The sequence below is a fragment of the Nocardiopsis oceani genome (assembly GCF_054777395.1).
In genome coordinates this window covers 90,253-116,299 of sequence record NZ_BAAHAR010000011.1, presented here as the reverse complement: position 1 = coordinate 116,299, position 26,047 = coordinate 90,253, and the positions used below count along the sequence as shown (strand labels likewise).

Sequence of the window (26,047 nt, the reverse complement as noted above, 5' to 3'; positions counted from 1 at the left end):
ACTATCGTGCGACTCATGAAGGAAGACGAGCGTCTGGCCGGACACCTCCAGGAACTGCGGCGCGGCACCGTGGTGCTGGCCTGCCTGGCCACCCTGGGACGTCCGCGCTACGGCTACGCGCTGCTCGAGACCCTGGAAAAGGCCGGGTTCTCGGTGGACGGCAACACGCTCTACCCACTCCTGCGGCGCCTGGAGAAGCAGGGCCTGCTGACCAGCGAGTGGAACACCGAAGAGGCGCGGCCGCGCAAGTTCTACCTGGTCAGCCCGGACGGTGAGGAACTGCTCGACAGACTGACGGGGGAGTGGGACGCGCTCGACGGTGCGATCCGTGCCCTCACGGAAGGGGATACCCATGGGTGACCGGGCCGCCGAACCCGCTCTGACCGACCGCTACGTCTGGGCCGTCACACGTCACCTGGGGCCGGAAACCGGCCCGGACGTGGCGCGTGAACTGCGCGGATCCATCCACGACACGATCGAAGCCAAGGTCGGGGCCGGGGCCGACCCCGACCGGGCCGAGGAGGAGGCGCTCACCGAACTCGGTGACCCGGACGCCCTCGCCCGCGAGTACGGAGAGGTGCCCGGGTACCTGATCGGCCCGGCCGTGTACCCCGGTTACGTCCGCCTGCTGAAGGTGCTCCTGGCCGTCCTGGTGCCGCTCGCCCTGGCCCTGGTGTTCGTGGACCGGTTCGCGGTCGGCGCCGAGGGCTTCGGCGACATCGCCCTCGAGATGGTGGGCGCCGTCATCGCGGTCACGGTGCACGTCTGCTTCTGGGTGACCCTCGCCTTCGCGCTCATCGACCGGGCGCGCCCCGCCCACGCACGCGGCGAGCCGCTGGCCCCGTGGCGCACCGACCAACTGCCCGCCGGGACCCCGTGGCGCCAGGTCCGCCTGCCGGGGACCATCGCCTACGTGCTCTTCGTCGCCCTGGTGATCGCCCTCCTGATCTGGCAGTTCGCCGGTGTCACGGACCCGACCATGCAGGTCCAGATACTCAACCCCGACCTCGCCCTGACCTGGGTGGCACTGTTGATCGGCGCGCTCGTCGCCGAGATCGTCCTGGCCGTCGCTGTCTGGCGGGCCGGCCGGTGGACCCCGCCGCTCGCGGTGGGCTATGTGCTCGCCAACGCCACGTGGGCGCTCGTGGCCGTGTGGCTGCTGCTCCAGGACCAGCTGATCGTCCCCGACCTCCCCGAGCGGTTCGGTGCGGTGTTCGGTGTCGCCGCCGACTGGACGGTCCCGACCTCCCTCATTGCGGCCGGGGTGCTCCTCATCGCCGTCTGGGAGATCGTCGACTGCCTGCGGAGCACCCGTCAGGCCAGCACCCGCCAGGCCAGCACCCGGCCCTGACCCCGCCGAACCGGACGGTCCCGCGCGAGACGGGTCACGGGCGGACGTGGAGGAGCCGGCAGCAGTTGAACGCCGTCCACGTGATGTCGGATGCTGCCTCCTCCCGCATCTGGTCCAGGGTCCGAGGGCCCTGGGCGATCGAGAACGCCGCGGTGATCCCGGAGCGGCGGAGCTCCTCCTGGGTGACGGACACGCTGCCCGCGATCACCACGACGGGCACGTGCTCGGGGGTGAACCGGCGCACGGCGTCGACGACCTTGCCGCCGAGGGACTGGCTGTCGAAGCGCCCCTCACCGGTGAGGACCAGGTCGGCCCAGGAGAGCAGCTCTTCGGCGTCGAGGACCTCGGCGACCAAGCGCGAGCCCGGGACGAGCTCCGCACCGAGGAGGGTGGTCAGCGTCGCCGGAATGCCGCCCGCCGCGCCCGCCCCGGGAAGGTCCCGGACGTCGTCCCCGGTTGTCTCGGCCAGGACGTCGGCGAGCCGGGCCAGTCCGGTGTCGAGGACGCGCACGTCCTCGGGGGTCGCGCCCTTCTGGGGGCCGAAGACCGCGGCCGCGCCCGCGTCACCCACCAGCGGGTTGGTGACGTCGCAGGCGACGCGCCACCGAACGGCGCGGGCGCGCGGGTCGAGCGCGGTGGTGTCGAGGGCGGCCAGGTCGTTGAGGCCCCCGCCCCCGTCGGGGAGCTCGGCCCCGCCGGAGTCGAGGAAGCGTGCCCCGAGCGCGCTCAGCATGCCGGTTCCGCCGTCCGTCGAGGCCGACCCCCCGATGCACAGGAGGATCTCCTCGACCCCCGTGTCCAGCAGTTCCTGCACGACGCGTCCGACCCCGCGGCTGGTCGCGGCGCGCGGCTGGAGCGGGACGTCGGCGACCTCGGGCAGGCCGTTGGCCTCGGCGGCCTCGACCACGCCGGTTCTGCCGTCGGGGGAGACCCCGAACCGGGCGCTTGTCGGTCGGCCGAGGGCGTCGGTGGTGTCCACCGAGAGCGCGGAGGTGCCCCAGGAGCCGAGCAGCGCGTCGAGGGTGCCCTCGCCCCCGTCCGCGAAGGGCAGGGTGCGGACGGACACGGGGGTGCCGCGGCCGCCGAACGCCTCTCGGGCCCCGTCCGCCATGGCCTCCGCGACCTCTACGGCGGACGCACTCCCCTTGAACGAGTCCGGGACCACCGCGACCCGGACGGCGGTGGACTCGTCATGCGCGTGAAACTCGTTGGACATGTCCGAGATCCTAGGAGTCTTGCGGGTGCGAATCGACGGTGGAGCGCCCAGAATTCCTGCGGTTTCAGCTCTGAGATATGTGCGAAGTGCCCAGTGTGGTGACCGGTTCGGAACCCAGGGCCGCGCGGGCGTAGAGCGCCATGCGGAGCGAGGCCAGGTGGTCGGGGTGGCGGATGTCCAGGCCGGTGTCGGCCCTGATCCGGTCGACCCGCTGGAGGAGGGTGTTCCGGTGGACGAACACGGTGTCGGCCGCGGCCTGCATCGAGCTGGTGGCGGCCACGGCGGCGACGGTCCGCCGTTGTGCCTCGCTGAAGGAGGAGACCCGGTCGGCTAGGCGCGTGAGCGTGCGGTGGGGCAGGTGCGCCACGGCGACGGCGATCTCCCGCGACCACGGTTCCGCCGAGTCGAGCGGCGGGAGCAGGCCGGCGTAGTGGCAGAGCGCCCGCGCCTCCTCGGCGTAGGCGAGCAGGACACAGACGTCGTCGGTCACCGGGGTGCTGGTGTGGCGGCTCTCGACGGGAAGCCCCAACGAATCGGCCGACGGGGCCTTGCCCGAGGCGATGAGCCAGAGTGCACCGTGGAGTACGGCGGCCCGCCGCCCGGGGTCGCCGTTGATCCGTGCCGCGGCCGTCTCGGCCAGCGGGGGAGGGGCCGCTCCGGCGTCCTGGCGGGCTGCGCCCGCCGCCCACAGCGCCAGCGACCACGGTGGCGGCAGCCCGGCCGCGGCCAGGCGGGACCGTGCGTCGTCCGGGCGGGTCGTGCCCGAACTCAGCGCCGCGACCAGGTCCCGTGCCTCGGTGTGCCGCCGGCCGGCCGCGTCCTGCGCGTGCTCCTGGGTGATGAGGAGCTGGACGGTGAGGGCGACGACCCGGGCCAGCGACTCCACCTGGCGGGGGTCGCCGGTGACCCCGACGACCCCGCGCAGCTCCCCGTCGAGCATCAGCGGCTCGTTCGCGCCGGGCCGGTCGGCGGTGCCGGGGCCGGGGGTGGTCACGAGCACGCTTCTGCGCTCGGCGATCACCCGCTGCGCTCCTCGGTGCAGGCTGCCCACCCGGGCGGGGTCGAGGCAGGCGATGATGGTGCCGTGCTCGTCCATCACGTTGATGTTGTGGCTGATCGTCGGGGCGATGAGGTCGACCACGCGCTGGGCGAGTTCGCTGCTCAGGGGCGGCCTGGGCCGGTCGTCGGGCATACCGACAGAGTAGTGACCCGTGCCCGGGTCCCCTGTCCGCCGGACCAGAGTTGTCCACAGGAGACAAAAGTGTTGGGAGCTTGTCGGTAAGAGCGGGCATGATGTCGACATGGATCGAGTCCTCCCTCCGACATGGCGTCCGTCCAGCGAAGCCGAACTCGAAGCCGCACTGAACGAAGGCGCGTTCACCGAGACCCCGAAGCGCGAGGCGAAGCAGCAGCTCCGCGGGTCCAAGGACCAGGCGAAGGACATGGCCTCCTTCGCCATCGACGGCGGTCTGATCGTGGTCGGTGTCAGCGAGATCAAGGCCGAGGGCCGGTTCGAGCTCGCCCCGGTCGAGTGGATCGACCAGATCCTGGAGACCCCCGCCCGGATCGCCGCCTCGTCCTGCGACCCGCCGCTCCAGGTCTCGGTGGACTGGCTCGAGAGCGAGCGGCCGGGCCACGGCTACCTGCTCATCGAGGTGCCCGCCTCACCGCTGGCCCCGCACATGGCCGGGGGCGCGTACTACGGGCGAGGCGACAAGGAGAAGCGGCGCCTGTCCGACGCCGAGGTGGAACGGCTCATCCGGGCCAGGGACGCCTCCCTCGACGTCGTGCGCGCCGCGCTGCACGAACAGGTGCGCAAGGACCCGTTCCCGGAAGGGGAACTGGCGCACCTGCACGTGGTCGCCCTGCCCTCGCGCCAGGTACCCGGCATGTTCAAGGCGTGGACCGCTTCGGAGAACTCCCAGCCCCTGCTCTTCGACCTCGTCCGGGACGGGATCTCCGGCCATACCCGGGAGCGCGGCGGCGGGGAGGCCGACGTGTCACCGACCTTCCAGGAGCTCCGTTCCGGGTTCCGCACGGCGGGCGGGGTCGGTATCGGGAGCCAGCCCTCGTCGGAGGGCGGTGAGCAGGACGAGCTGCGGTTCGTCGTCCGGGAGCGCGGCGAGGTCTCCTTGTACTGCGGGCGGGCCGGTGACCGCAGGAACGGCCAGCACCTGTTCTTCGACGGCGCGCTGGCCTTCCGGGTCCGGGCCTTCCTCGACCTGCTCGGCAACCTCTCCGAGGACGCCGGGTACGGCGGCAGCTGGGACGTGGGCGTGGCGGTCACCAATATGCACGGGGTGTCCGCGTGGGCCGGAGGGCCCCTGTACTCCCCGGATGTGGAGTACGACGCGGAACGCTACGAACAGGTCACCCGGGTGCCCCAGCTGGAGCTGGAGAAGCCGGGCAGTGCGACCGACCGCCTCGTCGGCGAACTCCTCCGGTCGCTGGGCAACGCCTCGGCCCACTCCGACCTGCTCTCGGACCCCGAGTAACACCGGTCAGTCGCCAGTCGGGGACTGGTAGGCCGCCCGCCTCAGTCGGCTCTGCCGATCCGGGTGATCAGGTCGCTGACGGCGCGCAGGCCTTGGGCCAGGGCGTGCAGGTCCTCGTCCCCCAGGTCCATGAGGATGTCGTGGCGGAACTCCGGGCGCTCCACCACCAGGCGCCGCACGAATGAGGAACCGAGGGGTGTGGCGTGGACGCGGCGGACGCGGTGGTCTTCGGGGTCCTCCGAACGCGTGGCGGCCCCTCGGGCCACGAGGCGGTCGAGCAGGCCGGACATCGACGCCATGGAGACGCCGAACGACTCGGCCAGGCCCCTGCCGGTGGCGCCCCCCTCCGTGCTGGCCAGGACGATCAGGACCTTGAGCTGCTGGAGGGTGAGGTCCATCGAGAGCAGGTGCTGGTGGACGGTGGTCAGCGCGTTCTGCTCCATGGACCGGATCAGGGTTTCGATCTCACGCACGGTGTGCTCGCGTTCGCCCTGGTCAGTCACCTCTTGCGTCATGCCACCAGGGTAGGCGTTCCGCTGCCCGCCCCTAGCGCCGAAAATACTTAGGATGATGCTAACCTTTTGCCGGACAGTTCCCGATGCCGACGCCGTATCACGGGGCGGGCAGTAGGGGCCCGTACGGCTCCCCACGAGCGGCAGGACCGGTTCCTCCCGCGTGCCCAGGGGCGCGTCTCCCGCCTCCGTTCCGGCGTACCGGCCACGAAGTGAGGACGGCACGTGACCACTGCCTCCAGTGCACTCTCGAGCACGGCGGAAAACGCGGACGAGATAGACATCGACGCCCTCCGGGCCAAGTACGCGAGGGAACGGGACCGCCGGATCCGGCCCGACGGCGCGGCCCAGTACCGTTCGGCCGCCGGCGAGTTCGGCTACTACGCGAAGGACCCGTACACCCCGCGTGTGGAGCGCGAACCACTGACGGACACCGTCGAGGCCATCGTGATCGGTGGCGGGTTCGGCGGTCTCACGACCGGGGCACGGCTCCGCCAAGCGGGCGTCGAGTCGCTCCGGATGATGGACGAGGCCGGGGACTTCGGCGGCACCTGGTACTGGAACCGCTATCCGGGCATCCACTGCGACATCGAGTCGTACTCCTACATGCCCCTCCTGGAGGAGGTCGGCTACGTACCGAAGTGGCGCTACGCCCCCGGCGAGGAGATCCGCCGACACGCAGTGGCGATCGCCACCACCTTCGACCTGTACCGCGACGCGCTCTTCCAGACTCGTGTCACCGGCCTGAGCTGGGACGACCAGACCGACCACTGGGTGGTCGAGACCGACCGCGGCGACCGGATGCGCGCCCGGTTCGTCATCACCTCGTCCGGCACGCTCACCCAGCCGTAGCTGCCGGGGATCCCGGGGATCGAGACCTTCGGCGGCCACACCTTCCACACCAGCCGGTGGGACTACGGCTACACCGGCGGCGACGCCAGCGGCGGCCTCACCGGGCTCGCCGACAAGAAGGTCGCGGTCATCGGTACCGGTGCCACCGGCGTGCAGGTCATCCCGCACGTGGGACGCGACGCGGAGCACCTGTACGTGTTCCAGCGCACGCCCTCCTCGGTGGACGTCCGCGACAACCGCCCCACCGATCCCGAGTGGGCGGACTCCCTGGAACCCGGCTGGCAGCGCAGGCGCATGGAGAACTTCCTCCGCACCGTTTCGGGTGAGCCGGTCGAGACCGACCTGGTCCAGGACGGGTGGACGTCGACGGCACGGCTCCAGCGAAAGATGATCTCCGGCGCACTGGACACGAGCGTGTCCGCGGAGGAGCGCGAGCGGGTCGACGAAATCGTCGACGCCCAGAAGATGAACCAGATCCGGGCGCGCGTGGACGGGGTCGTCGACCATCCCGTGACGGCCGAGGTGCTCAAGCCCTGGTACCGCTACATGTGCAAGCGGCCCTGCTTCAGCGACCACTACCTCCAGACCTTCAACCGGCCCAACGTCACCCTCGTCGACACCGCGGACCACGGCGGCGTGACCAGGATGACCGAGAACTCGATCGTCGTGGGCGACACCGAGTACGAGGTCGACTGCGTCATCTTCGCCACCGGGTTCGACGTGGGGGCCTCCGGGGTGATGACCGGGACGATGCCGGTCCGGGGCCGCGGCGGGCAGGGGCTGCTCGAATCCTGGAGCCGCGGACCGAAGACACTGCACGGCTTCTACAGCAACGGGTTCCCGAACCTCTTCCACCTGGGCCCCTTGCAGAACGCCAACTCGGTGAACTTCGCGCACATCCTGCTGGAGCAGGCCGAACACATCGCCGCCGTCATCACGGAAGGGCTCAAGACCGGCGCCCGCGTCATCGAGCCGACACGCGAAGCGGCCGAGGAGTGGAGCCGGACCGTCCAAGAGACCTCGCACGACAACTCCGCGTTCCAAGCGCAGTGCACTCCCGGTTACTACAACAGGGAAGGCGCCGTCATGCACGGCGGCTTCTCCTACAGCCCCGGCCCCGTGGCCTTCCACCGCCTCCTGGAGGAGTGGCGCGACAGCAACGTGGACGACGTCCTGTGGCGGGACGGACCCGAGACCGCACCTGGCCGGAACGGAGCCGTATGACATCGAACAGCCGCAGTACGCGATCGCCGGTGACCGCCCGCATCCTGCCCGCCCTCGCGGTGACCGGGATGGTGGCGGGGTGCTCCGGTGCCGCTGGTACGGGTGATGAGCAGGAGACCGAACGCACGGCGGAGCAGCTGCTCCAGGTGACCTCCGTCCACGAGGAGACGGGGATGACCCTGCTCGAAGGCCCGACCTTCGACGAGGACGGCGGCCTCGTCATCGTCGATGTCACCGCCCCTCCCGGGGACCCGAAGGTGATGAGGGTGGACACCGACTCCGAGGACGTAGAACCGGTGTACACCGACGAGACCAGCGCCTATACGTCCGCGCAGTTCAGCCCGCATGACGACCGGCTCTACCTGACGGACTTCGCCGGCGGGAAGATCGACAGCATCACCCCGGAGGGCGACGACCCCACCACGGTCTTCGAGGGGGACGTCGACGGCGTACCGATGCACCCGGACGACCTGGCCTTCGACGAGGACGGGCACATGTACGTCAGCGACTCGACCGGCTTTTCCGACCCCTCCTGGGAGCCCCAGGGCAGGGTGGTCAGGATCGACCGGGAGACCGAAGAGGCCACCGTCCTGGCGGACGAGCTCCCGGCGCCGAACGGCATCTCGTTCAGCGAGGACTTCGAGGGCCTGTGGGTCAGCCAGTACACCGCGAACCGCATCGACTACATGGCGCTCAACGAGGACCGGACCGAGGTGGTCACGTCCCACCCGGGTATCCACTTCGACGGCGGCACGAGCCAGGTCGACTCCAACGCGGTCGACGCGGCGGGCAACGTCTACCAGGCCGTCCACGGCCAACCGAGGATCTACGTGTACAGCTCGACGGGCGAGCACCTCGCGACGGTCAGCATCCCGGACGACGACGCTGAGGGCCTGGACACGGCGACCAATCTCGCCATCGTGCCGGGTACGACCGAGGCGTACATGACCGTCAGCGGCGACGACGGCGGCTTCATCTACCAGTTCGACGCGCTTGCCGAGGGGATCCGCCAGTCGAACGGCGGGTGACCCCCCCGGGTGCCGTGGTGATCGGCCGGGCGCCGCCCACGAACCGCGCACCGGTCAGCCCGGACCACGCGGCTCCGCCACCGGGGAGCACTGATAGCTTCTCCGCCATGGAGACAACTGGCCCGGCTGACTGGCGGGCGGCCAACCGGTCGCACTGGGACGAGAGGGTCCCCCTGCACATCGCGAGCGACTTCTACGACCTGGACGGTTTCCGGGCCGGGGCGGACGCGTTGCGAGCATTCGAGCGCGCCGAGGTCGGCGACGTCACCGGGAAGTCGCTGCTCCACCTGCAGTGCCACATCGGACTGGACACGCTGTCATGGGCGCGGCACGGCGCGAAGCGCGTGGTCGGGCTGGACTTCTCCGGACCCGCCGTGGAGGCGGCCCGCGGCCTCGCCGCCGAGATCGGCCTCCCGGACGGACAAGCGGGCTTCGTCGAGGCAGACGTGTACGACGCGGCCGCCGCCGTGCCGGAGGAGAGCTACGACATCGTCTACACGGGTGTCGGCGCGCTGTGCTGGCTCCCCGACATCCGCCGCTGGGCACGGACCGCGGCGTCGCTCGTCGCTCCCGGCGGCTTCCTCTACCTCGCGGAGTTCCACCCGCTCACCGACGTCCTCGACGACGAGACGGGCACCCGGGTCGTGCGGGACTACTTCGCGAAGGACGCTTGGGTGGACGAGACCCCCGGCACGTACGCGGACCTGGAGGCCAGGACCGTCCACAACCGCAGCGTGGAGTGGCAACACCCCATCGGCGACGTGATCTCGTCCCTGGCCTCCGCCGGGCTGCGGATCGAGTTCCTCCACGAGCACGACGCCACGCTCTTCCCCCGGTTCGGGGACCTCGAACGCACCGCCGAAGGCTTCTACCGTTTCCCGGTCTCCCGCCCCAGCATCCCGCTGATGTACTCGCTGCGAGCACGCAAGCCCTGACCCCGGGCGCGGAAGCCCGCCGTCGTCCGCGTCGGGGGCGTCAGAGCCAGTCGTGTTCGCGCGCGTACCGCGCCGCCTCGTGCCGGGTCCGCGTCTGGGTCTTCTGCATCGCGTTCGAGAGGTAGTTGCGCACCGTCCCCTCCGCCAGGTGGAGCCGGGCGGCGATCTCGGCGGCTGCGTACCCTTCACCGGTCGCCCTCAGCACGTCGATCTCCCGGTCGGTGAGCGGGCAGTCGTCGATGACGGCGAGCGCGGAGACGTCCGGGTCGACCCACCGCCTGCCTTCGTGCAGGGTCTTGATGACCGAGGCGATGTCCGCCGGATCCGCCGACTTGCTGACGAAGCCCTGGACCCCGAGCCGCAGCGCCTTGCGGAGCACACCGGGCCTGGCGTGCCGGGTCAGCATGAGGATGACCTGATCCGGTCGCTCCCGGCGGATCGCGGCGACGGCGCCGAGCCCGTCCACCCCGGGCATCTCCAGGTCGATGACGAGCACGTCGGGCCGGTGCCGGAGCGTGGCCGCCACTGCCGCCGCGCCGTCGTCGGCTTCGGCGAGTACGCTGACCTCCCCCTCGAGCGGGAGCAGCGACGCCAGGGCCTTGCGGAGGAGGGCCTCGTCGTCGGCGAGTACCACGGTGGTCATCGGTCGTCCTTTCCGTGTGTTCCGTCTTTGACGGGCAGGCCGGTTCCGGAGTGCTGCCGCGGAAGACGCGCGGCCGTCCGGAACCGCCCGCCCTTCCGTTCCACCGAGAGTTCGCCGCCGCCGTGGGCCACCCGGTCCCTGAGGGTGGCGAGGCCGCTGAGCTCGGGCGGCACCCCGCCCCGCACACCGTCGTTGACGATGGTGATGCCCGCTTCCGTGAGGGTGATCCACACGTGTTCGGCCTGCGCGTGCCGCAGGATGTTGGTCGTCGTCTCCCGGAGGACCTGGGCGAACAGCGCGCCCGCGCGCGTATCGGCGCCGGCCCCGCGGTCGACGTGGACGCGGATCCCCGCGGCTTCGAAGAGGTTCTTGGCGTTCTCCAACTCCGCGGGCAGGTTGAGGCGGCGCTGGGCGTAGGCGAGCTCCTTGGTCTGGGCGATGGTGTCGCCGACCAGGGTGTGCACCTCGCCCAGTTCCCGCTCCACCTGGTCGATGTCGCTACGCACGAGTTTTCGGGCCAGCGCGACCTTCAGCTTCACCACGTGGAGCGTGTGCCCCTGGATATCGTGCAGGTCGCTGGCGAAACGCACGCGCTCCCGGACCACTGCCATCTCCGCCTCGCGTTCCCGTGACTCCACCAGCTCCTCGATGAGGCCGGAGACCACGTAGTTGAGGGAGGTCAGGACGGCTCCCGTGACGGCGACGCTCGTGGCGCCGACGGCGTAGTCGAGCAGTACGCGACCGGCCTCCTCGGGTGACATCACCAGGCGCACCGCGACCACCGAGGCGATGAAGGCGACCAAAGCCAGCGCCGCGACCCGGCGGTGGCGCGGCAGCTGGAAGACGAGGATGGTGCCCGCGATGGAGAGGCCGAAGGACGCGGAAGGGCTGTCCACGACCAGCACCCCGACGATCCACACGGCGGCCGCGACGGCCAGGCAGAGAAGCGTCGTGCGGGAGAGGCGTGCCGACTTCCACGCGGCGACCGCCGTGATGGCCGCCACCACGCCCAGCCCGAGCACGGTCGCCTCCCCCCAGGTCTCGGCGTTGCCCGAAACCAGCAGCGCCCCCACGGCGGAGAGTGACGCGAACACGATGTTGCGGCTGACCGTGCGGAGATCCCCCTGCGTCGCTTCGGTGTGATCGGACGTCATGTGGGCCTTTCCAGGATCGGTCAGCGGAGCCCGTCCCAGTATTCTTCCGGCCGCACCCGGCCACCAGTGACACCACGTCATGACTCCACCTGGAAAAACGTCATGGCGGAGTGGTGACGCGGCTCCACTGCCGATCGGGCGAGCCGACGGCTGGAATAGACGGCATGACTACACCAGTGATCGACGTCGAACGGCTGAACCTCGAGTACGGAGACTTCCACGCCGTGAAGGACCTGTCCTTCCACGTACGGCGCGGGGAGTTCTATGCCCTGCTCGGCACGAACGGGGCGGGTAAGACCTCGGCCTTGGAGACCGTCGAAGGCCACCGCGCCGCCACATCGGGCACCGTGCGGGTCTTCGGCGAGAACCCGCGCGACCGCCGGGCCGTGCGGCCCAGGACCGGCATCATGCTGCAGGAGAGCGGCTTCTCCCCGGATCTGACGGTGCGCGAGTCGGTCCGGCTGATCGGAGCGCTCACTCGGCGGGCGGACAGCGTCGAGCGCGTTCTCGGCGTCGTCGACCTGGCCGGCAAGGCCGGAACCAAGGTGTCCCAGCTCTCCGGTGGTGAGAAGCGGCGCCTGGACTTCGCCACCGCCGTGTACGGCACTCCGGAGCTGATCTTCCTGGACGAGCCCACCACCGGCCTGGACATCCAGTCCCGGGACGATCTCTGGGACGCCGTCGACCGGCTGCGCGAGGACGGGTCCACCGTCGTGCTCACCACGCACTACCTGGAGGAGGCGCAGCAGCGCGCCGATCGCATCGGGCTGATGCACAAGGGCTCTCTCCACCGGGAGGGGACCGTCTCCGAACTGACCCGGAGCCTGCCGGCCACGATCCGCTTCACCCTCCCGTCCACCGCGCCGACACCGCCGCTCCAGGCCGTGGACGAGGGCGGCGGCACGCTCCTCGTCGAGACCCTCGGACTGCAGAAGGACCTGCACACCCTGCTCGGCTGGGCCCAGGACCACGCGGTGGAACTGCGGGACCTGCGGGCCGGTCCGACCCGGCTCGACGACGTCTTCCGTGCCATCGGCAGCGACTAGTACCGGCCGGACCCGCCAAGAAGCCTTACTCTCCAAGAAACGGACCCGCGCCATGCTCGTGATCGCTCACAGTGAGCTGATCCAGATCTTCCGGAACCGGCTGGTTCTGGTCACCATGCTCGTTCTGCCCGCGGCGTTCAGCGCCTTCTACATCTACCTGCACGACACCGTCCCGGGGTTGGACCTCGGCGCCGTCGCTGCGGTACTGGTGTTCCTCGTGGTGACCCTAGGGCTCTACACGACCACGGTGACCACGCTCGCCTCGCGGCGGCAGACCCTCTTCCTCAAGCGGCTGCGGTCCACCGCGGCGGGCGACACCGGCATCCTCACCGGCCTACTGTTCCCGGTCACCGCCATCACGCTGGTCCAAGTGACCGCGGTCCTCGCCGTGCTGGCCGTGGTCGCGGGCGAACCCACCCATGTCCTCCTCCTCACGGCGGCCGTACTCTCGACGGTGACGATGATGCTCGGCCTGGGCCTGGCCACGGCCGGACTGACCAACTCGCCCGAACACGCCCAGGTGACCACTCTGCCTGTGATGGTCGGCACCTTGGCCGTTTCGGGCTGGGTGGGGTTCACCGGCACCGAGGAGCTCACTCTGCTGAAGCGGCTGCTGCCCGGCGGTTCGGCCACCGAACTGGTCGTCAACGCCTGGAACGGCGGCACTTCGGTCGCGGACTCCCTGTTCCTCCTGGCACCCACGCTGGCCTGGGTCGTCGTCGCCGTCGCACTCGCCGCCCGGATCTTCCGATGGGAGCCGCGCCGGTAGTACCGCACCGGCCCGCAGGACGCCCGCCGCCCACCGTCATCCCTGCGGGCCGGTCATTCCTGCGGGCCGGTCATTTCCGCGGGCTGGAAGGCCTCCACTAGGGCTCGGGCGGCCGGGTGCCCTCCGCGATCACCCGCACCGGCGCACCGGTGAAGAAGCCCTCAACGTCCTCCAGCGCCTGGGTGAAGTAGGTGCGGTAGTTCTGCCTGGACACGTATCCCAGGTGCGGGGTGAGCACCGTGCGCGGTGCGGTGACCAGGGGGTCGTCCGCCCGCGCCGGTTCGGTGTCGAAGACGTCCAGGCCGGCGCCGCCCAGACTCCCCTCCCGGAGCGCGGCGCACAGCGCCCCGGTGTCGACCAGCCCGGCGCGTGCCGTGTTGACCAGCACGGCGCCGGGTTTCATCGCCGCGAGCTCCGATGCGCCGATCGTGTTCCGGGACCGGTCGCTGAGCCGCAGGTGCAGCGAGACCACGTCGGAGGTGGAGAGCAGCACGTCCTTGGCGACGGCCTCGACACCCAGCCCTGCTGCCCTGTCGGCGTCGAGGTTCTGGCTCCACGCCAGCACCCGCATGCCGAAGGCACGGCCGACCGCGGCGACTCGGCTGCCGATCTTCCCTAGCCCCACCAGACCGAGAGTCGAACCCTCGAGCTCCTCACCGAGCGTGCTCTGCCAGCGCCCCTCCCGTACCGCCCGGTCCTCGACGACCAGGTTCCGGCGCAGGGCGGTGATGAGGGCCCAGGTGAGCTCGGCCGGCGGCACCGAGGAGGAAGCCGTCCCGCACACGGTCACCCCGAGGTCCGGTTCGATCGCGCTGTTGGCCATGCCGGTCGTGACCACGAGACGCAGGTCCGGAAGCCGGTCCACCACCGAACGCTTCAACGGGGTCCGTTCGCGCATCAGCACCGCCGCCTGGCAACCCTTCAGCCAGTCCACGAGCTGGTCGTCGTCCCGCACCGGTTCCCGGTAGACCACGAGCTCGATGCCCAGCCCGGAGTCCGCCCAGGGTGCCAGCGAGGCGGCGACCCCCTGGTAGTCGTCCAAAATCGCCACTCGAACGCCCATCGCCGTGTCCCTTCAGTCGGTGGAGTCCGTCGGCCGGACCTCGGCTCTATCACACCGCCACAGGGGCGGACGTCCCCGCCCCGGGACTCGCCAGAGGGCGGCGCATCCACCGTTCGATGGATGCCGGGGCTCAGTCGTATCAGTGCGGGACCGGGGCCGGACAGGCGATCCGCGCCGGGGCGCCGTTGGCCAGGCTTGTGGGCATGGCGATCATCGAAGCGACAGAGCTCAGCAAGAGGTACGACGGCCAAGCGGTCCTGGACGGTTTGTCCTTCTCCGTGGACGAGGGGGAGATCTTCGGGATCCTCGGCCCCAACGGCGCGGGGAAGACCACTGCCGTCGAGTGCGTGGAAGGCCTGCGGCGCCCCGACTCCGGTCAGGTGCGGGTGCTCGGGTCCGATCCGCACCGGCGGGGCGCGGAGCTGCGCGAGCACATCGGCGTCCAGCTCCAGGACACCCGACTGCCCGAGAACATCAGGGTGTGGGAGGTGCTCGACCTCTACGCCTCGTTCTACGCCAAGCCCCGCGACTGGCGTGAGCTGTTGGAACAGTGGGGCCTTGCGGACAAGCGGAACACGTATTTCGGGAAGCTTTCCGGCGGGCAGCAGCAGCGCCTGTTCATCGCCCTGGCCATGGCCGGTGACCCGAGGGTCGCCTTCCTGGACGAACTCACCAGCGGGCTCGACCCCCAGGCCCGCCGGGCCACTTGGGAGCTGGTCAAGCAAGTCCGTGCCGAGGGCGTGACCGTGGTCCTGGTCAGCCACTTCATGGACGAGGTCGAGGAGCTGTGCGACCGGGTCGCGGTCCTCGACCGGGGCCGCCTCGTCGCCCTGGACAGCCCTCAGGGGCTGATCGACGGCGTGGACGCCGAGTACCGGATGAGCTTCCAGCTCATGGACGCGAGCGTCCCCGAACCCGCAGGACTGCTGAGGGACCTCGACGGGGTGACCTCGGTGTCCAGCGCCGAGGGACGGGTCGTCGTGACCGGGCGGGGCGACTTCGCCACCGACGTCACCGCGGCACTGGCCCGCGAGCGTGTGCTCGTCACCGACCTGCGCATCGACAAGCGCACCCTGGACGACGCCTTCGTCGCCCTCACCGGCCGCTCACTCCGGGCCTGACCAGCTGCCCGCAGATCAGATCCAAGCCGCTTCAGGCCGTTCCCGCCAGACCCAGGCCCCGCCGAGGCCCGAACCCAACGGAAGGACCGCCGTGACGACCCTCGCCAAGCTCACCACCGTCGAGACCAAACTGCTGGTGCGTGAACCCGGATCCGTGTTCGCCCTACTCATCCCCCTCTTCATCCTCGTGGTCTTCGGGAGCGCGATCACGGAGGGGGACACCTTCATCATGCCGATGGCCGTGTCGTACGGGATCGCCATGGTCGGCATCTACTTGCTCCCCACGACCCTGGCCACCTACCGGGAGCGGGGCATCCTGCGCAGGCTCTCGGTGACGCCGGTGCGCCCGAGTAGTCTGCTCACCGTGCAGATCCTGCTCCAGCTGGCACTCGCCGTGTTCGCGGTCTCGCTGCTGCTCGTCGTCGGGATCGGGTTCTTCGGCGCCCTCGCGCCCAGCGCCGCGTGGTTCCTGGCGGTCTTCGTGCTCGGAACCGCCGCGATGTTCTCCATCGGCCTGCTCATCGCCTCGCTCTGCACCAACGGGCGGTCCGCCAACGGCATCGGTGTGCTGCTCTTCTTCCCGCTGGCCTACCTGGGCGGTCTCATGCAGCCCGTCGAGCACATGCCCGCTATCCTGGCGCCCGCCAGCGGGTACACCCCGTTGGGGGCCCTGCGGCAGAGCCTCCAAGACGTCTGGAGCGGCGCGGTCCCCGCGCCGCTGGCACTGGTCACCATGGCCGTCTACGCCCTGGTCCTCAGCTTCGCCGCGGCCAGGTTCTTCCGCTGGGAGTGAGTATGGAGACGGTGTCCGAACCCGACCTCGACCTGCGGGAGCGGCGGCTGCGCCGGCTCACGGCCTCCGTGCCCTACGTCGTCCTCGTGGCCTCCTCCGTCCTCACCCTGGTCACCCACGACCTTCCCCTGGCTTGGCACCTGGAGACGCTCGGTCTCGCGGTTCTCGCAGCGGTCCTGGTCTGTACGATGACCGGCCTGAACCCGGAGTGGACCTCCCGCCCGAGGCTGATGGCCGTCTTCGTCGCCGTGCTGATCGTGATGATCGCGGTGCTCAGCACCCGGAGCATCTGGTTCGCGGGCTTCTTCGGGTTCGTCGGCTACGTGTACTCCACACACTTCCTCCGCGGCTGGTGGAAGCTGGCGGGGGTGACCGCCACCGCCGCGGTCACCGTCACCGCCTTCATGGGCGGGCTCCCCGAGCCCACACCCTCCTCCGTCGGCGTCCATCTGGTCTTCATCGCCGCGGTGGCCGTCATGGTCACGGTGTTCAGCCAGGTCGGAGCGGTCACCGCAGAGCGCAGCGACGAGCGCAGCCGGGTGGTGGAGCGCCTGCGGGAATCCATCCGAGAGAACGAAGGCCTCCAAGCCCAGCTGCTGCTCCAGGCCCGGGAGGCCGGGGTGCACGACGAGCGGGAGCGCATGGCCCGGGAAATCCACGACACCCTGGCGCAGGGGCTGGTCGGCATCATCACCCAGCTCCAGGCGGCCGAACGGGCCGAGGCCGGGGCGGCGACCGGGGCCGACCGTACGGCCGGGGTCGGGGTCGGGGCCGAGGCCGGATCTGGGTCCGGGGCCGGTGCCGAGTGGCGGCTCCGGGTCGCCAACGCCACCAGTTTGGCCCGCGACAACCTGGCGGAGGCACGCAGGTCCGTGCACGCCTTGGGCCCGGGGCACCTGGCGAGCACCCCGCTGCCCGACGCCCTGTCCGACCTCACCGCCGAATGGTCCCGGCTCAACGGGGTGCGCGCCGACTTCACCGCGACCGGGCCGGACCGACCCCTGCACGACGAGGTCGAGGCGGCCCTGCTCCGCACCGCCCAGGAGTCCCTGGCCAACGTCGCCAGGCACGCCGGGGCCACCCGGGTCGGGGTGACGCTGTCGTACATGGAGGACCTGGTCGCCCTGGACGTACGCGATGACGGTGTGGGTTTCGCGCCCGCCCCGGGTCCCGGGGACAAGTCCGGGACAGAGGACCCTGACGGGGGAGAGGGCACTGGCTCTGGAGCCGACTCGGGCGGGGGAGAGGACACGGGCGGCGGGTTCGGTCTGACCTCGATGCGGCAGCGGTTGGCCCGGCTGGCGGGCACCCTGGAGATCGAGTCCGAACCCGGTGCCTGGGCGGCGGTCTCCGCCACCGTTCCGGCCGTTCCGAGGGAGTCCCCCGGTGAGTGAAGCCCGTATCCGTGTCCTGGTGACCGACGACCACCCCGTCGTCCGCGACGGCATCCGCGGCATGTTCGACGGCGAACCGGGGTTCGAGGTGGTCGGGGAGGCCGCTGACGGCGCCCGTGCCGTCGAGCTCGCGCGCGCCTTGGAACCCGACGTGGTGCTGATGGACCTGCGCATGCCCGGGATGAACGGCGTCGAGGCCATCCGGGAGCTCACCCGGTTGGGCCTTCCGACCCGGGTCCTGGTCCTCACCACCTACGCCAGTGACAGCGACGTCAGCCCCGCCATCGAGGCCGGAGCCACCGGCTACCTCCTCAAGGACGCCCTCCCCGACGAGCTGGTCCGCGCCGTCCGCCTGGCTGCGCGCGGAGAGACCGTGCTCTCCCCGCTGGTGGCGACCCGCCTGGTCGGCCGGGTCCGCGAACCCGCCGTGCCGCTGAGCGACCGGGAGCTGGAGATCCTCCGGCTCATCGCCGACGGGTCCACCAACCGGGAGGCGGCCGCCCGCCTGTTCATCAGCGAAGCCACGATAAAAACGCACGTCCTGCACGTCTACGCCAAGCTCGGCGTCAACGACCGTGCAGCCGCGGTCGCGGCGGGTTTCCGGCGCGGCCTGCTGGACCCGGGCGGCGGGTGAGCGCGGCTCTGCAAGACCGCCCGCCCGGCTCAGGTGTTCTGCGGGGGAAAGGAGAAGCCGATCGGTGGCGGACGGAGCCGGACCAGTGGTCGGCCAACACCCCCGAGAACAGGCGCTTGGTCACTGGTGCAGGTCAGAGCGGAAACCCGGCATGGAAGGCCGCTTCGCCGAGGGATTCGGCCTGGGTGTGGGCGAAGAGCAGGGTGGCGCCGACGGCTACGGCGGGCCAGGCCCACCACCGGCGCGGCGCCCGGTGGCGTCCCCGGGTGCGGATGGTCGGGGTCGTGGGAGAGGGCGCGGTAGCTTCCCGGGCCCGCTGTTCCTGCCGGGCCCTCTGTTCGGTCTGTTCCCGGTGTTGGCGGGTGGCCTCGGCCCAGTGCGGGACGGCGTGGTGCTGGAGCGAGTAGGCGAGGCGGGGGTTGCCTTCCATCTGACGCAGCAGCCGTTCCTGCCGCTCCTGGTGGGACTCGGGCGGGGCGGCCGACTGGCGGCTGCTTCCAGGGCGGGAGAAGCGGCGGCCCCGGGGTGCGGCCAGCCGCTGGCGCACCCCGGGCTCCACCTGGTGCGGGGTGGTCACCGGGAGACCTCCGGAAGGGTGAACTCGGCCCAAGTGACGGTGCCCAGGCCTGCGCAGAAGGGGAAGTCCAGTACCGAGCGGGTACCCCACCGGGCGGCGAGGTGGCCGATGAGCAGCAGCCCCCGGCCGCGTTCGGCCTGCTGCCACTCCTCGACCGTGTGCTGCGGGGTTTCCGGGGCCTGGAACTCGGCACGGTCGGTGCGCATCCCGTCATCGATGATCGCGACCTGAACCGTGGTGGCGGTGGTGTGCAGGGTGCGGATCACCCGCCCCTCGACGTCCTGCCCCGAACGCGAGTGCGCGCAGGCGTTGGCGAACATCTCGCTGGCACAGAGCACCATGTTCTCGGCGGTCTCGCTGGTCTCTGTGCGCAGTCCGGCCAGGTGGTACAGGTCGGTGCTCAGGTCCGCGCGCACCCCGCTGGTCTGGGCCAGGTCGCCCGGGTAGAGGCGAGAGGGCCAGCGGCGTCCGGCGTAGGCGGGTGCGGGGGTGAGGATGTTTGGCACAATGGTCATGTCGGCAGCTCGCTTTCGTTGAAGTGGGATGTGGTTGTCGGCCTGCTCTGGGGGTGTTGGTGCACCCGCCAGAGCTTTTCTCGTGGGTGCTCCAGATGGGCCGCGTTCCCGCCGGGCCTCGGGGACCGGGTTCTAGGGCGCGGGCGGGTTGTCGGCCCCCAGGAGGCGGTGGCCGAGCAAGCGAAGGAGTTCGCGGCGGTTGGGCGCGGTGATCAGCTCGAAGGGGTCGCCTTCGCCTGCCCAGCCGATCGGGCGGCGGGCCACGTAGGTCTCGTGGGGCGGTTGGCCCTCGATGGTCAGGGTCCACTGCTTGTGGAGCAGCGGGCACAGGACGTGCTCGGGGATGGGCAGCTCGCCCTCGGCGGGCGGGCTCGCCTGTGAGGGCAGCGGAAGGCGGCCCCCGTCACCGCCGACCGTCCGGGCCGTGCTGGGCGGGTCGGGGTGATCGGCGATGGCCTGGTCGATCAGCAATGTGGCCAGTTCGGCGTCGTTCTGCTCGTGGGCGATGCGCAGTGCTTCTCGGATCAGGGGCAGGCGGCCGCGCAGGGTGTGGGAGTGCCACCCGGCCAGCTGGGACGGGGGCAGGTGCGCGGGTGGCTGCAGGGCTTCGTCGATGACGGTGTGCAGGTCCCTGGTGTGGATGTCGTGCATCAGGCGGCCACCCCCAGGCGCTGCAATCCGGCCAGGACCGCGTGGAGGACCTCCAGGGGTGCGGTGTCCAGCGGTCGGCGGGGTGCGGGGATGAGCGGCGGGCGCGGAGAGCGGGCGGGCCGCGCTTCGGAGTGGCTGCGGGGGTTGGCGGCAAAGGCGCGGACTCGTCCTGCCCTGCGGGGGCGACGGCGGCACATCGCTTCGGAAGCCAACCAACGCACGTGCGCCAGCTCGGACAGGTTCAGGTATCGCGGCATGGCGCGGGCTCCTGGAACTCGAATGCCGCTGGATGAGGGCGGCATAGACGAATGCGAATAACCATGATGCGATACGTGCAATGCTTTTCACAAGATGTGATTCGCATCTGGGTGATATGTCTGATTCCCGTTGCCTGGCCTATGATCAGGCAGGCCAGGAGGTGACACATGGTGGCCGACAGCCGGTACAGTCCCAGCGCCAGAAGGCGCCGACTGTCCGCTCTGCTCCGACGCATGCGTGAGGATCGCAACCTCAAGATCGAAAGCGTGAACAAGCAGTTGGGCTGGTCCAGCGGCAAGCTCTCGCGCATGGAGCGCAACGAGTGGAAGCTTCCGAGCGTCCGCGATATGAAGGACCTCGCCGAGGTCTACAAGCTGCCCGACGAGATGCGAGATGCCATCGTGTCTCTGGCGAGTGAATCCCGCTTGCGAGGCTGGTGGATCGACTTCAAGGACGTCCTCAGAGGCGGCCTGGCTGACTTCGAAACTGGTGCCTCGATGATCCGCACCTATGAAGCCTTGCTGATCCCTGGGCTACTCCAGACCCCCGAATACGCTGCTGCGGTACTGCGTGGTGGCCGAGTGCTGAGCGATGACGACATTGAGCGCAAGGTCGCGGGTCGCATGAAACGGCAGGAGATCCTCGCTGCGGAGGCTGCACCACGCGTGTGGGCGGTGATCGACGAGGCCGCGCTACGCAAGAGAATCGGCGGGCCTGAGGTGATGGAGGACCAGGTCCGGCACCTCATCGCTATTGCCGAGCGGCCGAACATCGACATTCAGGTGCTCCGAGACGAGGTGGGCTCTCACGCCGCGACGGACGGGGCTTTCCTCATCTTGGACTTCCCAGACCCAGCCGACCTACCCCTGGTGTACATAGAGACCGCGACCGAGGACCTGTACCTGGAACAGCCCGAGGCGATCCAGCACTACGTCGGCATCTTCGGCCATATCTGTAGCTCGGCGGAGTCACCTGAGGCTACGGTCCGGTACCTGGAATCTCTCATCTAGCAAGGACGACCATGCATTCATCCATCGACCTGCACTTCCGGAAGTCGTCCTACAGCGGTTCCGGCGACAACTGCGTCGAGGTCGCCGATCTCCTGGACGGTGCGGCTGTACGCGACACCCAGCACCGGGAGGCCGGTCACCTGTCCTTCCCCGGCCAGGAGTGGGCGGCGCTGATCCACGCCGCATGCACCGACCGGTAGGGCAGACGAGGGACGAGGGCCCCGACCGTTGGCATTCGTGCTGGTCGGGGGCCACTGTATTTATCCAGTAGACACGGCACACCTGGCCATTCGGAACGGCAGCAGGCTTCGCTGACCGCGGGTGGTCGGGGGTTCGGGACGTTTTCCTCCCCACCTGCCCTCGCCATCGCACTTCGGAGGCGGTACCGAATCGGACCGCTACGGCCTCCGGCATTGGAGGGCGGGACTGGTTCGAGCCGTCTACGGGTGGGGCCAGCTGCGTCGTTGTAGCCACAAGCGGGGGTGAGGGACGGCCGGCTCTGATGTCTTGGGAACGGTGAACCTCGGTAGGAAAAGATCCTGCCGAAGTTGAACAAGAGCTGAGTTCGTTCAGCCGATCGGAGCATCCCAGGAGGCAGACCAAGTTTCAGGGCCGACGATCCCATCGACCGTGAGCTCCATCTCTTCCTGGAACGCCAGGCACACTGCCTGAGACTGAGCCCCGTAGGCACCATCGACCGCGCCGATGTTCCACCCTCGGTAAGCCATCTGGCTCTGCCAGACGGACACACTGGTGTGAGTGGTCACGGTCGGGTAAGAGCGCGAGATGTCGGGATGCAGGCTCGCTGGCTGGTGCCGGAAGTAGAGTCCGGGCCATGTCCAGTCCACTGGTTCGGTTACGGGTTCGGTCCAAGCAGCGTTCCACGTCTGCTCACCCACGATCCCGTCCACGTCCAACGCCTTCTCTGCTTGAAACAAACGGCAAGCGAGCTGGCTCCGGTTGCCGTAAACACCGTCGGCATCGAGCCTCCACCCGCGCGTGACCATCTGTTCCTGCCACACCTGGACTGAGTCGTGTTCGGTCGGGGGTGGGTTCGTGAACTCCACACCGGGCCACTCGGGAGGCTCCGCTGCTTGTGCGACTCTGATGTGTGCATCCGGTGCCGGGCCGGACTCGGTGGTGGTACCGTCCGGCTGGAAGGACCCGTCCTCGACGTAGAGGCGCAGACTGCCTGGACACAGGGTTTCTTCCTCCATGTCCGGGATATCCCCGTGGCCGATGATGTCGTCGGCGTTAGCACCCAAACCTTCCAGGTGGGCGATGACACGACGCACCGCAGGAATGAGAGGTGGTGTCGTGCCGGGGATGAGCACGGCCCCGTCGAAGATACCGACCAAGCCGCAGATAGCGTAGTAGGTGGCGTTGCCGAAGTCGGTACCGTTCGCACCCGACTGGTACTCGTAACCGCGGCCGATGTAAATGTAGCCGTGCCGACAGACGAGGTAGTTGTACGCGATGTCGTCATAGAGGTCGTTCAGGTGATCTTCCTGGATCCCGCGTACGTACTCGTCGCAGTTGCTGTGCAAGATGGGCAGGGGCCAGACCGAGGCTGTGTAGTGGATCGCGATGCCCGGTGAGCTATCGATGGGTCCGTTGCTGCTCGGGTCTCCGTCTGGGTCTGCGTCCCAGTCTTGCCGGGTGACGACGTCCTCGCCGGTGATCTCATCAGCCTGTGCGGATAGGTTCATAATGCGACGTCCTCCAAGGGATCGAGCAACCTGATATTGCCATTTTCGGGTAACTAGCTGAAGGGATGGTTCCTCATCAGGTGTTTTGTTTTCGGCTTCGCCGTCGGCGTCCTCTCGTTTCTGCTGGTGGGTGGTATTGCGATCTACGCCTTCCCCTCTGAGCCCGGGGTTGAGCAAAAAGACTCCGGGGCTGATGCGCTGCGGTTCGGTGATTTCTTCGACTACCGGACAGACTCGATGGGGCCGGGGGAAGCGATCTCCCACACTGTGACGTCAGTGCGGATGAGGGACGCGCAAGAGGGGCAAGCGCACGCCTTCGAATTCACACTCGGAACCGTCAACAACTCTGATTCCCATGTAGAGGGACAGTACCCGGATGTCTATTGCGAAAACGAGGACGAACGTCACTTGGTTTTGACACGGGAGATGGCCCGAGGAGGCGATTACCCTGCGGGACTGGAGCCACAGGTAGGAACTCTCGGATTGACCATGGACCTCACCTGCGAATTCTCCGAGGCGATCTACCCCGAGGAACTCGTGATCACTCTGGAACGGGAGGACGGGGAAGCCGCGTTCATCGACCCCATGAGTGTGGTGGACCGGATCAAGTGGCGGCACGACTTCGAAGGTTGACCAGCTCCCGGGACGGCAGTCGGGTGGGGGTCAAGATTCCCAGGAATATTCACGCCTGGGAATAAGAGGTCCAGCCCGGGGAGGGGCAGAAGCCGGTGAAGTCGGAACAGGTCAGGCCGTGTCGGATACCTGCCGCCCTGGGGCGCCCGGGAGGGTGTCCGGTAGGGGTTCGGGCTCGGTGCTGAGCTCGTGGATCGAGGTCCTCTCGAGGTGGGAGCGCTCGACCTTGCACCGGGGAGCACACATGGAGCGAAACCCGGGTCCCGGGCACGCGAAAACCCCAGGCTTGAGCGGCACTACCTGCGCTCTGACCTGGGGTTTCTTCGGTAGGGCCCCGGGGGATCGAACCCCGAACCCGCGGATTAAAAGTCCGCTGCTCTGCCAGTTGAGCTAAGGCCCCACGAGGGCACTGGGCCCGTCGCCGGGACAACTCTACCGCAGTGGTAAGGCGGTCGCAGAGCAACCGCGGGTGGACGGGCGAGAAGGCCGGGAGGCCTGTGGCTGTGGGGCTTCTGCTGCGGGGGATGCCAGGGCGTGAGCAGGGGGTGGGCGTGCCGCCGTTGGTCGCCGCCTCAGGGCGTGCCGAGCGCGTCACTTTGGCGCGGGGGCGCGGTGTTGGTCTACTCGGACGAGCCGACCGCAAGGAGTGAGATGATCACCGAACGCCAGCAGGACGTTCTCCGCAAGCCCTCGTTCGGGCATGTGGCCACCATCGGCCCCCGGGGGGAGCCGCAGAGCAGCCCGGTCTGGGTCGACTGGGACGGCGAACACCTCAGGTTCAGTCAGACCACCACCCGGCAGAAGCTCCGCAACCTGGAGCGGGACGGGCGGATCTCGGTCTCGGCCACGGACCCCGACGACCCCTACATGTACGTGGAGGTCCGCGGGGTGGTGGACCGGGTGGAGGACGACCCGGAGAACGAGTTCATCGACGCGATGGCGCAGAAGTACATCGGAGAGCCCTATCCGTGGGGCAGCCCCGAGGAAAAGCGTGTGGTCGTGTGGGTTCGCCCGACCCACGTCAGTGGCCGCTGACGCGGGCAGCTAGACGGCAGCCCCGGAGTGCGGAGGGCCCGGTCCCGGTTGGGGCCGGGCCCTCCGCCTGGGGAACGAAAAAGTGAGAAAATTTGCACGGCATGCAATTATTAGTCGTGTGCTGGGAGGATCCATGGGGCTACGGGAGCGCAAGAAGCGGGCCACGCGCCGTGCACTCCAGGAGGCCGCGGTGCGGCTCACCCTGGAGCGCGGCTTGGAGAACGTGACGGTGGAGGAGATCGCGGCCGACGCCGACGTCTCCCCCCGCACTTTCTTCAACTACTTCGCGACCAAGGAGGACGCGCTGCTTGGCGACGTGCCGATGGCCCCGGACGAGCTCGCGCGCGAGACGTTCGTCGAGGGCGGTCCCACCGGCGAGTTCACCGAAGACCTCGTCACCCTGCTCGTCGCCACCCTGATCACCTCCGACGACCTCGCCACACAGCGTGCCGACATGGCTCAGCGCAAACAGCTGATGGACCGCGAGCCCCAGCTGTTGCCCGGTCTGCTCCACCGGTTCCACACCGTGGAGCAGGGCATGGCCGGGGCGATCGCCGAACGCGCCGGGGCGCCCGCCGACGACGAGCGTTCCCTGCTGGCAGCGGCGGCCGCGATGTCCGCCATGCGCCACGCGATGAAGCGCGTCCCCTACGGGGGCGACGTGGGGGCCGGGGAGGTGCGGGAGCGGCTGCGGACGTCGTTTCGGATGCTGGGTGAGGCGTTCGCGCCGAAGAGCGTCGGCTGAACTCCGCCGACGGCCCCGCCGCCCCCGATCCCTGATGCCTCATCCCCGCTCAACCGCCCCCCAACCCCGACATCCCTCTCAACCCGCGTGCCTCCCGCATCGCGCGAGGCACGGTCCTCATCCGTTGTCCAGGGCGGTCGGATGTGCCCCACGCCTCAGGAACGACACATGCTCCCCATCCGTCGAAAGCGGGCAAGGGCCCGCGCAACCCGGCAGCCCGTTCCTGGTTCGGGGTGGATGTCAGGGGTCGCCCAGGGCTCTCCCCGATGGGAATCGTCGTCAGTAACGGGCATGGTGGAGATATGAGCGAGAACTTCAAGAGCAAGCGGCTCCAGCGCAGTGAATCCGACCGTTTCCTGACCGGTGTGTGCGGGGGCATCGCCGACTACACCGGCCTGGACTCCACCCTGATCCGCGTTCTCTTCGCGGTCTTCACGCTGTTGGGCTTCAGCGGCATCCTGGTCTACGTCCTGGCCTGGCTGCTGATGCCGGCGGCGAGTGAGCGCCGTTCGCTGATGGAGCAGATCATCCGCAATTTCCAAGGAAAGCCGAGTGAGAACTGATGTGGACTCTGCGAGCACACCCAGAGTGGCGGCGCCGTGAGCTGTGCGCCCCGCGGGAGGAACGCGAGGCCGAGGAGGCCTGCGAACCGCCAGCGGAGTGCGCCGCGGAGCGCTAGCGGCA

Annotated in this window: 28 protein-coding genes, 1 tRNA gene and 1 pseudogene; 18 read left to right on the top strand and 12 right to left on the bottom strand. The window is 69.4% G+C overall.

The features are described 5' to 3' along the window. The first annotated feature begins 15 nt into the window (after positions 1–15). Entirely contained in the window at positions 16–360 is a 345-nt protein-coding gene (locus tag ACYVDG_RS08480) for a PadR family transcriptional regulator (protein WP_460747873.1), read from the top strand. Then, positions 353–1,351, top strand: coding sequence for a permease prefix domain 1-containing protein (locus ACYVDG_RS08475; protein ID WP_460747871.1), 999 nt, complete (start codon positions 353–355; stop codon positions 1,349–1,351). The genes ACYVDG_RS08480 and ACYVDG_RS08475 overlap by 8 nt, the downstream gene beginning before the upstream one ends. 34 nt (positions 1,352–1,385) lie before the next feature. Here the strand turns inward: ACYVDG_RS08475 and ACYVDG_RS08470 are convergent, their stop codons facing one another. Together ACYVDG_RS08470 and ACYVDG_RS08465 are read right to left on the bottom strand one after the other, a co-directional pair. Beyond that, positions 1,386–2,567 carry a glycerate kinase gene (locus ACYVDG_RS08470; RefSeq protein ID WP_460747870.1) on the bottom strand — a complete coding sequence of 394 codons (1,182 nt, stop codon included), beginning with the start codon at positions 2,565–2,567 and terminating at the stop codon, positions 1,386–1,388. 64 nt (positions 2,568–2,631) lie between these two features. Next, positions 2,632–3,759: a CdaR family transcriptional regulator gene (locus ACYVDG_RS08465; protein ID WP_460747869.1), complete on the bottom strand. Its 1,128-nt coding sequence runs from the start codon at positions 3,757–3,759 to the stop codon at positions 2,632–2,634. Between the two features lie 109 nt (positions 3,760–3,868). Between ACYVDG_RS08465 and ACYVDG_RS08460 the strand changes: the two genes are divergently transcribed. Further along, the gene (locus tag ACYVDG_RS08460) at positions 3,869–5,062 is read left to right on the top strand and encodes an AlbA family DNA-binding domain-containing protein (RefSeq protein ID WP_460747868.1); all 1,194 of its coding nucleotides are present in this window, start codon (positions 3,869–3,871) and stop codon (positions 5,060–5,062) included. 41 nt (positions 5,063–5,103) lie between these two features. Here the strand turns inward: ACYVDG_RS08460 and ACYVDG_RS08455 are convergent, their stop codons facing one another. Beyond that, positions 5,104–5,577, bottom strand: coding sequence for a MarR family winged helix-turn-helix transcriptional regulator (locus ACYVDG_RS08455; RefSeq protein WP_460747866.1), 474 nt, complete (start codon positions 5,575–5,577; stop codon positions 5,104–5,106). Between the two features lie 222 nt (positions 5,578–5,799). On the opposite strand from ACYVDG_RS08455, the pseudogene ACYVDG_RS08450 reads away from it, so the two are divergent. The 3 genes and pseudogenes from ACYVDG_RS08450 (at position 5,800) to ACYVDG_RS08440 (ending at position 9,613) form a co-directional block, all read left to right on the top strand. Then, a pseudogene (locus ACYVDG_RS08450) lies at positions 5,800–7,650 on the top strand (flavin-containing monooxygenase). Further along, positions 7,647–8,678 (top strand): SMP-30/gluconolactonase/LRE family protein, encoded by a 1,032-nt coding sequence (locus tag ACYVDG_RS08445; RefSeq protein WP_460747865.1) that lies wholly within the window; start codon positions 7,647–7,649, stop codon positions 8,676–8,678. Before ACYVDG_RS08450 ends, ACYVDG_RS08445 begins: the two are co-directional and overlap by 4 nt. A 107-nt stretch (positions 8,679–8,785) precedes the next feature. Beyond that, a complete protein-coding gene (locus ACYVDG_RS08440; RefSeq protein ID WP_460747864.1) occupies positions 8,786–9,613 on the top strand; it encodes a class I SAM-dependent methyltransferase in 828 nt (275 codons plus the stop codon). A gap of 40 nt (positions 9,614–9,653) precedes the next feature. Here ACYVDG_RS08440 and ACYVDG_RS08435 read toward each other — a convergent pair whose 3' ends face one another. Together ACYVDG_RS08435 and ACYVDG_RS08430 are read right to left on the bottom strand one after the other, a co-directional pair. Continuing rightward, the gene (locus ACYVDG_RS08435) at positions 9,654–10,256 is read right to left on the bottom strand and encodes a response regulator transcription factor (protein ID WP_460747863.1); all 603 of its coding nucleotides are present in this window, start codon (positions 10,254–10,256) and stop codon (positions 9,654–9,656) included. Further along, positions 10,253–11,410, bottom strand: a complete 1,158-nt coding sequence (locus tag ACYVDG_RS08430) for a sensor histidine kinase (protein WP_460747862.1) — start codon at positions 11,408–11,410, stop codon at positions 10,253–10,255. Before ACYVDG_RS08430 ends, ACYVDG_RS08435 begins: the two co-directional genes overlap by 4 nt. A gap of 164 nt (positions 11,411–11,574) precedes the next feature. Between ACYVDG_RS08430 and ACYVDG_RS08425 the strand changes: the two genes are divergently transcribed. Both ACYVDG_RS08425 and ACYVDG_RS08420 read left to right on the top strand, forming a co-directional pair. Beyond that, positions 11,575–12,456 (top strand): ABC transporter ATP-binding protein, encoded by an 882-nt coding sequence (locus ACYVDG_RS08425; RefSeq protein WP_460747861.1) that lies wholly within the window; start codon positions 11,575–11,577, stop codon positions 12,454–12,456. Positions 12,457–12,508: 52 nt separating this feature from the next. After that, the gene (locus tag ACYVDG_RS08420; RefSeq protein ID WP_460747859.1) at positions 12,509–13,225 is read left to right on the top strand and encodes an ABC transporter permease; all 717 of its coding nucleotides are present in this window, start codon (positions 12,509–12,511) and stop codon (positions 13,223–13,225) included. A gap of 97 nt (positions 13,226–13,322) precedes the next feature. Here the strand turns inward: ACYVDG_RS08420 and ACYVDG_RS08415 are convergent, their stop codons facing one another. After that, positions 13,323–14,288 carry a D-2-hydroxyacid dehydrogenase family protein gene (locus ACYVDG_RS08415; protein WP_460747858.1) on the bottom strand — a complete coding sequence of 322 codons (966 nt, stop codon included), beginning with the start codon at positions 14,286–14,288 and terminating at the stop codon, positions 13,323–13,325. A gap of 203 nt (positions 14,289–14,491) precedes the next feature. Between ACYVDG_RS08415 and ACYVDG_RS08410 the strand changes: the two genes are divergently transcribed. The 4 genes from ACYVDG_RS08410 (at position 14,492) to ACYVDG_RS08395 (ending at position 18,230) form a co-directional block, all read left to right on the top strand. Next, positions 14,492–15,409, top strand: coding sequence for an ABC transporter ATP-binding protein (locus tag ACYVDG_RS08410; protein WP_460747856.1), 918 nt, complete (start codon positions 14,492–14,494; stop codon positions 15,407–15,409). Between the two features lie 91 nt (positions 15,410–15,500). Then, positions 15,501–16,202 carry an ABC transporter permease gene (locus tag ACYVDG_RS08405; RefSeq protein WP_460747855.1) on the top strand — a complete coding sequence of 234 codons (702 nt, stop codon included), beginning with the start codon at positions 15,501–15,503 and terminating at the stop codon, positions 16,200–16,202. A 2-nt stretch (positions 16,203–16,204) separates the two neighbouring features. After that, a complete protein-coding gene (locus ACYVDG_RS08400) occupies positions 16,205–17,596 on the top strand; it encodes a sensor histidine kinase (protein ID WP_460747854.1) in 1,392 nt (463 codons plus the stop codon). After that, the gene (locus ACYVDG_RS08395) at positions 17,589–18,230 is read left to right on the top strand and encodes a response regulator (RefSeq protein ID WP_460747853.1); all 642 of its coding nucleotides are present in this window, start codon (positions 17,589–17,591) and stop codon (positions 18,228–18,230) included. Before ACYVDG_RS08400 ends, ACYVDG_RS08395 begins: the two co-directional genes overlap by 8 nt. Before the next feature lie 133 nt (positions 18,231–18,363). On the opposite strand, the gene ACYVDG_RS08390 is transcribed toward ACYVDG_RS08395, so the two are convergent. The 4 genes from ACYVDG_RS08390 to ACYVDG_RS08375 form a co-directional block, all read right to left on the bottom strand. Further along, positions 18,364–18,807: a hypothetical protein gene (locus ACYVDG_RS08390; RefSeq protein WP_460747852.1), complete on the bottom strand. Its 444-nt coding sequence runs from the start codon at positions 18,805–18,807 to the stop codon at positions 18,364–18,366. Further along, positions 18,804–19,322, bottom strand: coding sequence for an ATP-binding protein (locus ACYVDG_RS08385; RefSeq protein ID WP_460747851.1), 519 nt, complete (start codon positions 19,320–19,322; stop codon positions 18,804–18,806). The genes ACYVDG_RS08390 and ACYVDG_RS08385 overlap by 4 nt, the downstream gene beginning before the upstream one ends. A 132-nt stretch (positions 19,323–19,454) precedes the next feature. Further along, complete coding sequence (locus ACYVDG_RS08380) at positions 19,455–19,973, bottom strand: hypothetical protein (RefSeq protein WP_460747850.1); 519 nt, start codon at positions 19,971–19,973, stop codon at positions 19,455–19,457. Next, positions 19,973–20,230 carry a hypothetical protein gene (locus ACYVDG_RS08375; RefSeq protein WP_460747849.1) on the bottom strand — a complete coding sequence of 86 codons (258 nt, stop codon included), beginning with the start codon at positions 20,228–20,230 and terminating at the stop codon, positions 19,973–19,975. Before ACYVDG_RS08375 ends, ACYVDG_RS08380 begins: the two co-directional genes overlap by 1 nt. A 168-nt stretch (positions 20,231–20,398) precedes the next feature. On the opposite strand from ACYVDG_RS08375, the gene ACYVDG_RS08370 reads away from it, so the two are divergent. Beyond that, positions 20,399–21,241 (top strand): helix-turn-helix domain-containing protein, encoded by an 843-nt coding sequence (locus tag ACYVDG_RS08370; protein ID WP_460747848.1) that lies wholly within the window; start codon positions 20,399–20,401, stop codon positions 21,239–21,241. 11 nt (positions 21,242–21,252) lie between these two features. Beyond that, positions 21,253–21,441 carry a DUF397 domain-containing protein gene (locus ACYVDG_RS08365; RefSeq protein ID WP_460747847.1) on the top strand — a complete coding sequence of 63 codons (189 nt, stop codon included), beginning with the start codon at positions 21,253–21,255 and terminating at the stop codon, positions 21,439–21,441. 369 nt (positions 21,442–21,810) lie between these two features. On the opposite strand, the gene ACYVDG_RS08360 is transcribed toward ACYVDG_RS08365, so the two are convergent. Next, positions 21,811–23,214, bottom strand: a complete 1,404-nt coding sequence (locus tag ACYVDG_RS08360; protein ID WP_460747846.1) for a peptidoglycan recognition protein family protein — start codon at positions 23,212–23,214, stop codon at positions 21,811–21,813. Between the two features lie 219 nt (positions 23,215–23,433). Here ACYVDG_RS08360 and ACYVDG_RS08355 point away from each other — a divergent pair, with 219 nt between their 5' ends. Continuing rightward, positions 23,434–23,583 (top strand): hypothetical protein, encoded by a 150-nt coding sequence (locus tag ACYVDG_RS08355; protein WP_460747845.1) that lies wholly within the window; start codon positions 23,434–23,436, stop codon positions 23,581–23,583. 327 nt (positions 23,584–23,910) lie between these two features. On the opposite strand, the gene ACYVDG_RS08350 is transcribed toward ACYVDG_RS08355, so the two are convergent. Continuing rightward, positions 23,911–23,983: transfer RNA gene (locus ACYVDG_RS08350), tRNA-Lys, on the bottom strand. A gap of 251 nt (positions 23,984–24,234) precedes the next feature. On the opposite strand from ACYVDG_RS08350, the gene ACYVDG_RS08345 reads away from it, so the two are divergent. The 3 genes from ACYVDG_RS08345 to ACYVDG_RS08335 all read left to right on the top strand — a co-directional run bounded on the left by ACYVDG_RS08345 (position 24,235) and on the right by ACYVDG_RS08335 (position 25,926). Next, positions 24,235–24,618 carry a PPOX class F420-dependent oxidoreductase gene (locus ACYVDG_RS08345; protein WP_460747844.1) on the top strand — a complete coding sequence of 128 codons (384 nt, stop codon included), beginning with the start codon at positions 24,235–24,237 and terminating at the stop codon, positions 24,616–24,618. Between the two features lie 133 nt (positions 24,619–24,751). Next, a complete protein-coding gene (locus ACYVDG_RS08340; RefSeq protein WP_460747958.1) occupies positions 24,752–25,363 on the top strand; it encodes a TetR/AcrR family transcriptional regulator in 612 nt (203 codons plus the stop codon). Positions 25,364–25,665: 302 nt separating this feature from the next. Beyond that, positions 25,666–25,926, top strand: coding sequence for a PspC domain-containing protein (locus ACYVDG_RS08335; protein ID WP_460747843.1), 261 nt, complete (start codon positions 25,666–25,668; stop codon positions 25,924–25,926). The last annotated feature ends 121 nt before the right edge of the window (positions 25,927–26,047 follow it).

Excerpts from the sequence above, each read along its gene's own strand:
- ACYVDG_RS08425 (WP_460747861.1), top strand. The coding sequence starts at position 11,575 with ATGACTACACCAGTGATCGACGTCGAACGGCTGAACCTCGAGTACGGA.
- ACYVDG_RS08370 (WP_460747848.1), top strand. The coding sequence starts at position 20,399 with ATGGTGGCCGACAGCCGGTACAGTCCCAGCGCCAGAAGGCGCCGACTG.
- ACYVDG_RS08375 (WP_460747849.1), bottom strand. The coding sequence starts at position 20,230 with ATGCCGCGATACCTGAACCTGTCCGAGCTGGCGCACGTGCGTTGGTTG.
- ACYVDG_RS08435 (WP_460747863.1), bottom strand. The coding sequence starts at position 10,256 with ATGACCACCGTGGTACTCGCCGACGACGAGGCCCTCCTCCGCAAGGCC.
- ACYVDG_RS08480 (WP_460747873.1), top strand. The coding sequence starts at position 16 with ATGAAGGAAGACGAGCGTCTGGCCGGACACCTCCAGGAACTGCGGCGC.
- ACYVDG_RS08335 (WP_460747843.1), top strand. The coding sequence starts at position 25,666 with ATGAGCGAGAACTTCAAGAGCAAGCGGCTCCAGCGCAGTGAATCCGAC.
- ACYVDG_RS08470 (WP_460747870.1), bottom strand. The coding sequence starts at position 2,567 with ATGTCCAACGAGTTTCACGCGCATGACGAGTCCACCGCCGTCCGGGTC.
- ACYVDG_RS08455 (WP_460747866.1), bottom strand. The coding sequence starts at position 5,577 with ATGACGCAAGAGGTGACTGACCAGGGCGAACGCGAGCACACCGTGCGT.
- ACYVDG_RS08440 (WP_460747864.1), top strand. The coding sequence starts at position 8,786 with ATGGAGACAACTGGCCCGGCTGACTGGCGGGCGGCCAACCGGTCGCAC.
- ACYVDG_RS08465 (WP_460747869.1), bottom strand. The coding sequence starts at position 3,759 with ATGCCCGACGACCGGCCCAGGCCGCCCCTGAGCAGCGAACTCGCCCAG.
- ACYVDG_RS08400 (WP_460747854.1), top strand. The coding sequence starts at position 16,205 with ATGGAGACGGTGTCCGAACCCGACCTCGACCTGCGGGAGCGGCGGCTG.
- ACYVDG_RS08340 (WP_460747958.1), top strand. The coding sequence starts at position 24,752 with ATGGGGCTACGGGAGCGCAAGAAGCGGGCCACGCGCCGTGCACTCCAG.
- ACYVDG_RS08460 (WP_460747868.1), top strand. The coding sequence starts at position 3,869 with ATGGATCGAGTCCTCCCTCCGACATGGCGTCCGTCCAGCGAAGCCGAA.
- ACYVDG_RS08365 (WP_460747847.1), top strand. The coding sequence starts at position 21,253 with ATGCATTCATCCATCGACCTGCACTTCCGGAAGTCGTCCTACAGCGGT.
- ACYVDG_RS08410 (WP_460747856.1), top strand. The coding sequence starts at position 14,492 with ATGGCGATCATCGAAGCGACAGAGCTCAGCAAGAGGTACGACGGCCAA.
- ACYVDG_RS08445 (WP_460747865.1), top strand. The coding sequence starts at position 7,647 with ATGACATCGAACAGCCGCAGTACGCGATCGCCGGTGACCGCCCGCATC.
- ACYVDG_RS08385 (WP_460747851.1), bottom strand. The coding sequence starts at position 19,322 with ATGACCATTGTGCCAAACATCCTCACCCCCGCACCCGCCTACGCCGGA.
- ACYVDG_RS08420 (WP_460747859.1), top strand. The coding sequence starts at position 12,509 with ATGCTCGTGATCGCTCACAGTGAGCTGATCCAGATCTTCCGGAACCGG.
- ACYVDG_RS08475 (WP_460747871.1), top strand. The coding sequence starts at position 353 with ATGGGTGACCGGGCCGCCGAACCCGCTCTGACCGACCGCTACGTCTGG.
- ACYVDG_RS08380 (WP_460747850.1), bottom strand. The coding sequence starts at position 19,973 with ATGCACGACATCCACACCAGGGACCTGCACACCGTCATCGACGAAGCC.
- ACYVDG_RS08430 (WP_460747862.1), bottom strand. The coding sequence starts at position 11,410 with ATGACGTCCGATCACACCGAAGCGACGCAGGGGGATCTCCGCACGGTC.
- ACYVDG_RS08415 (WP_460747858.1), bottom strand. The coding sequence starts at position 14,288 with ATGGGCGTTCGAGTGGCGATTTTGGACGACTACCAGGGGGTCGCCGCC.
- ACYVDG_RS08345 (WP_460747844.1), top strand. The coding sequence starts at position 24,235 with ATGATCACCGAACGCCAGCAGGACGTTCTCCGCAAGCCCTCGTTCGGG.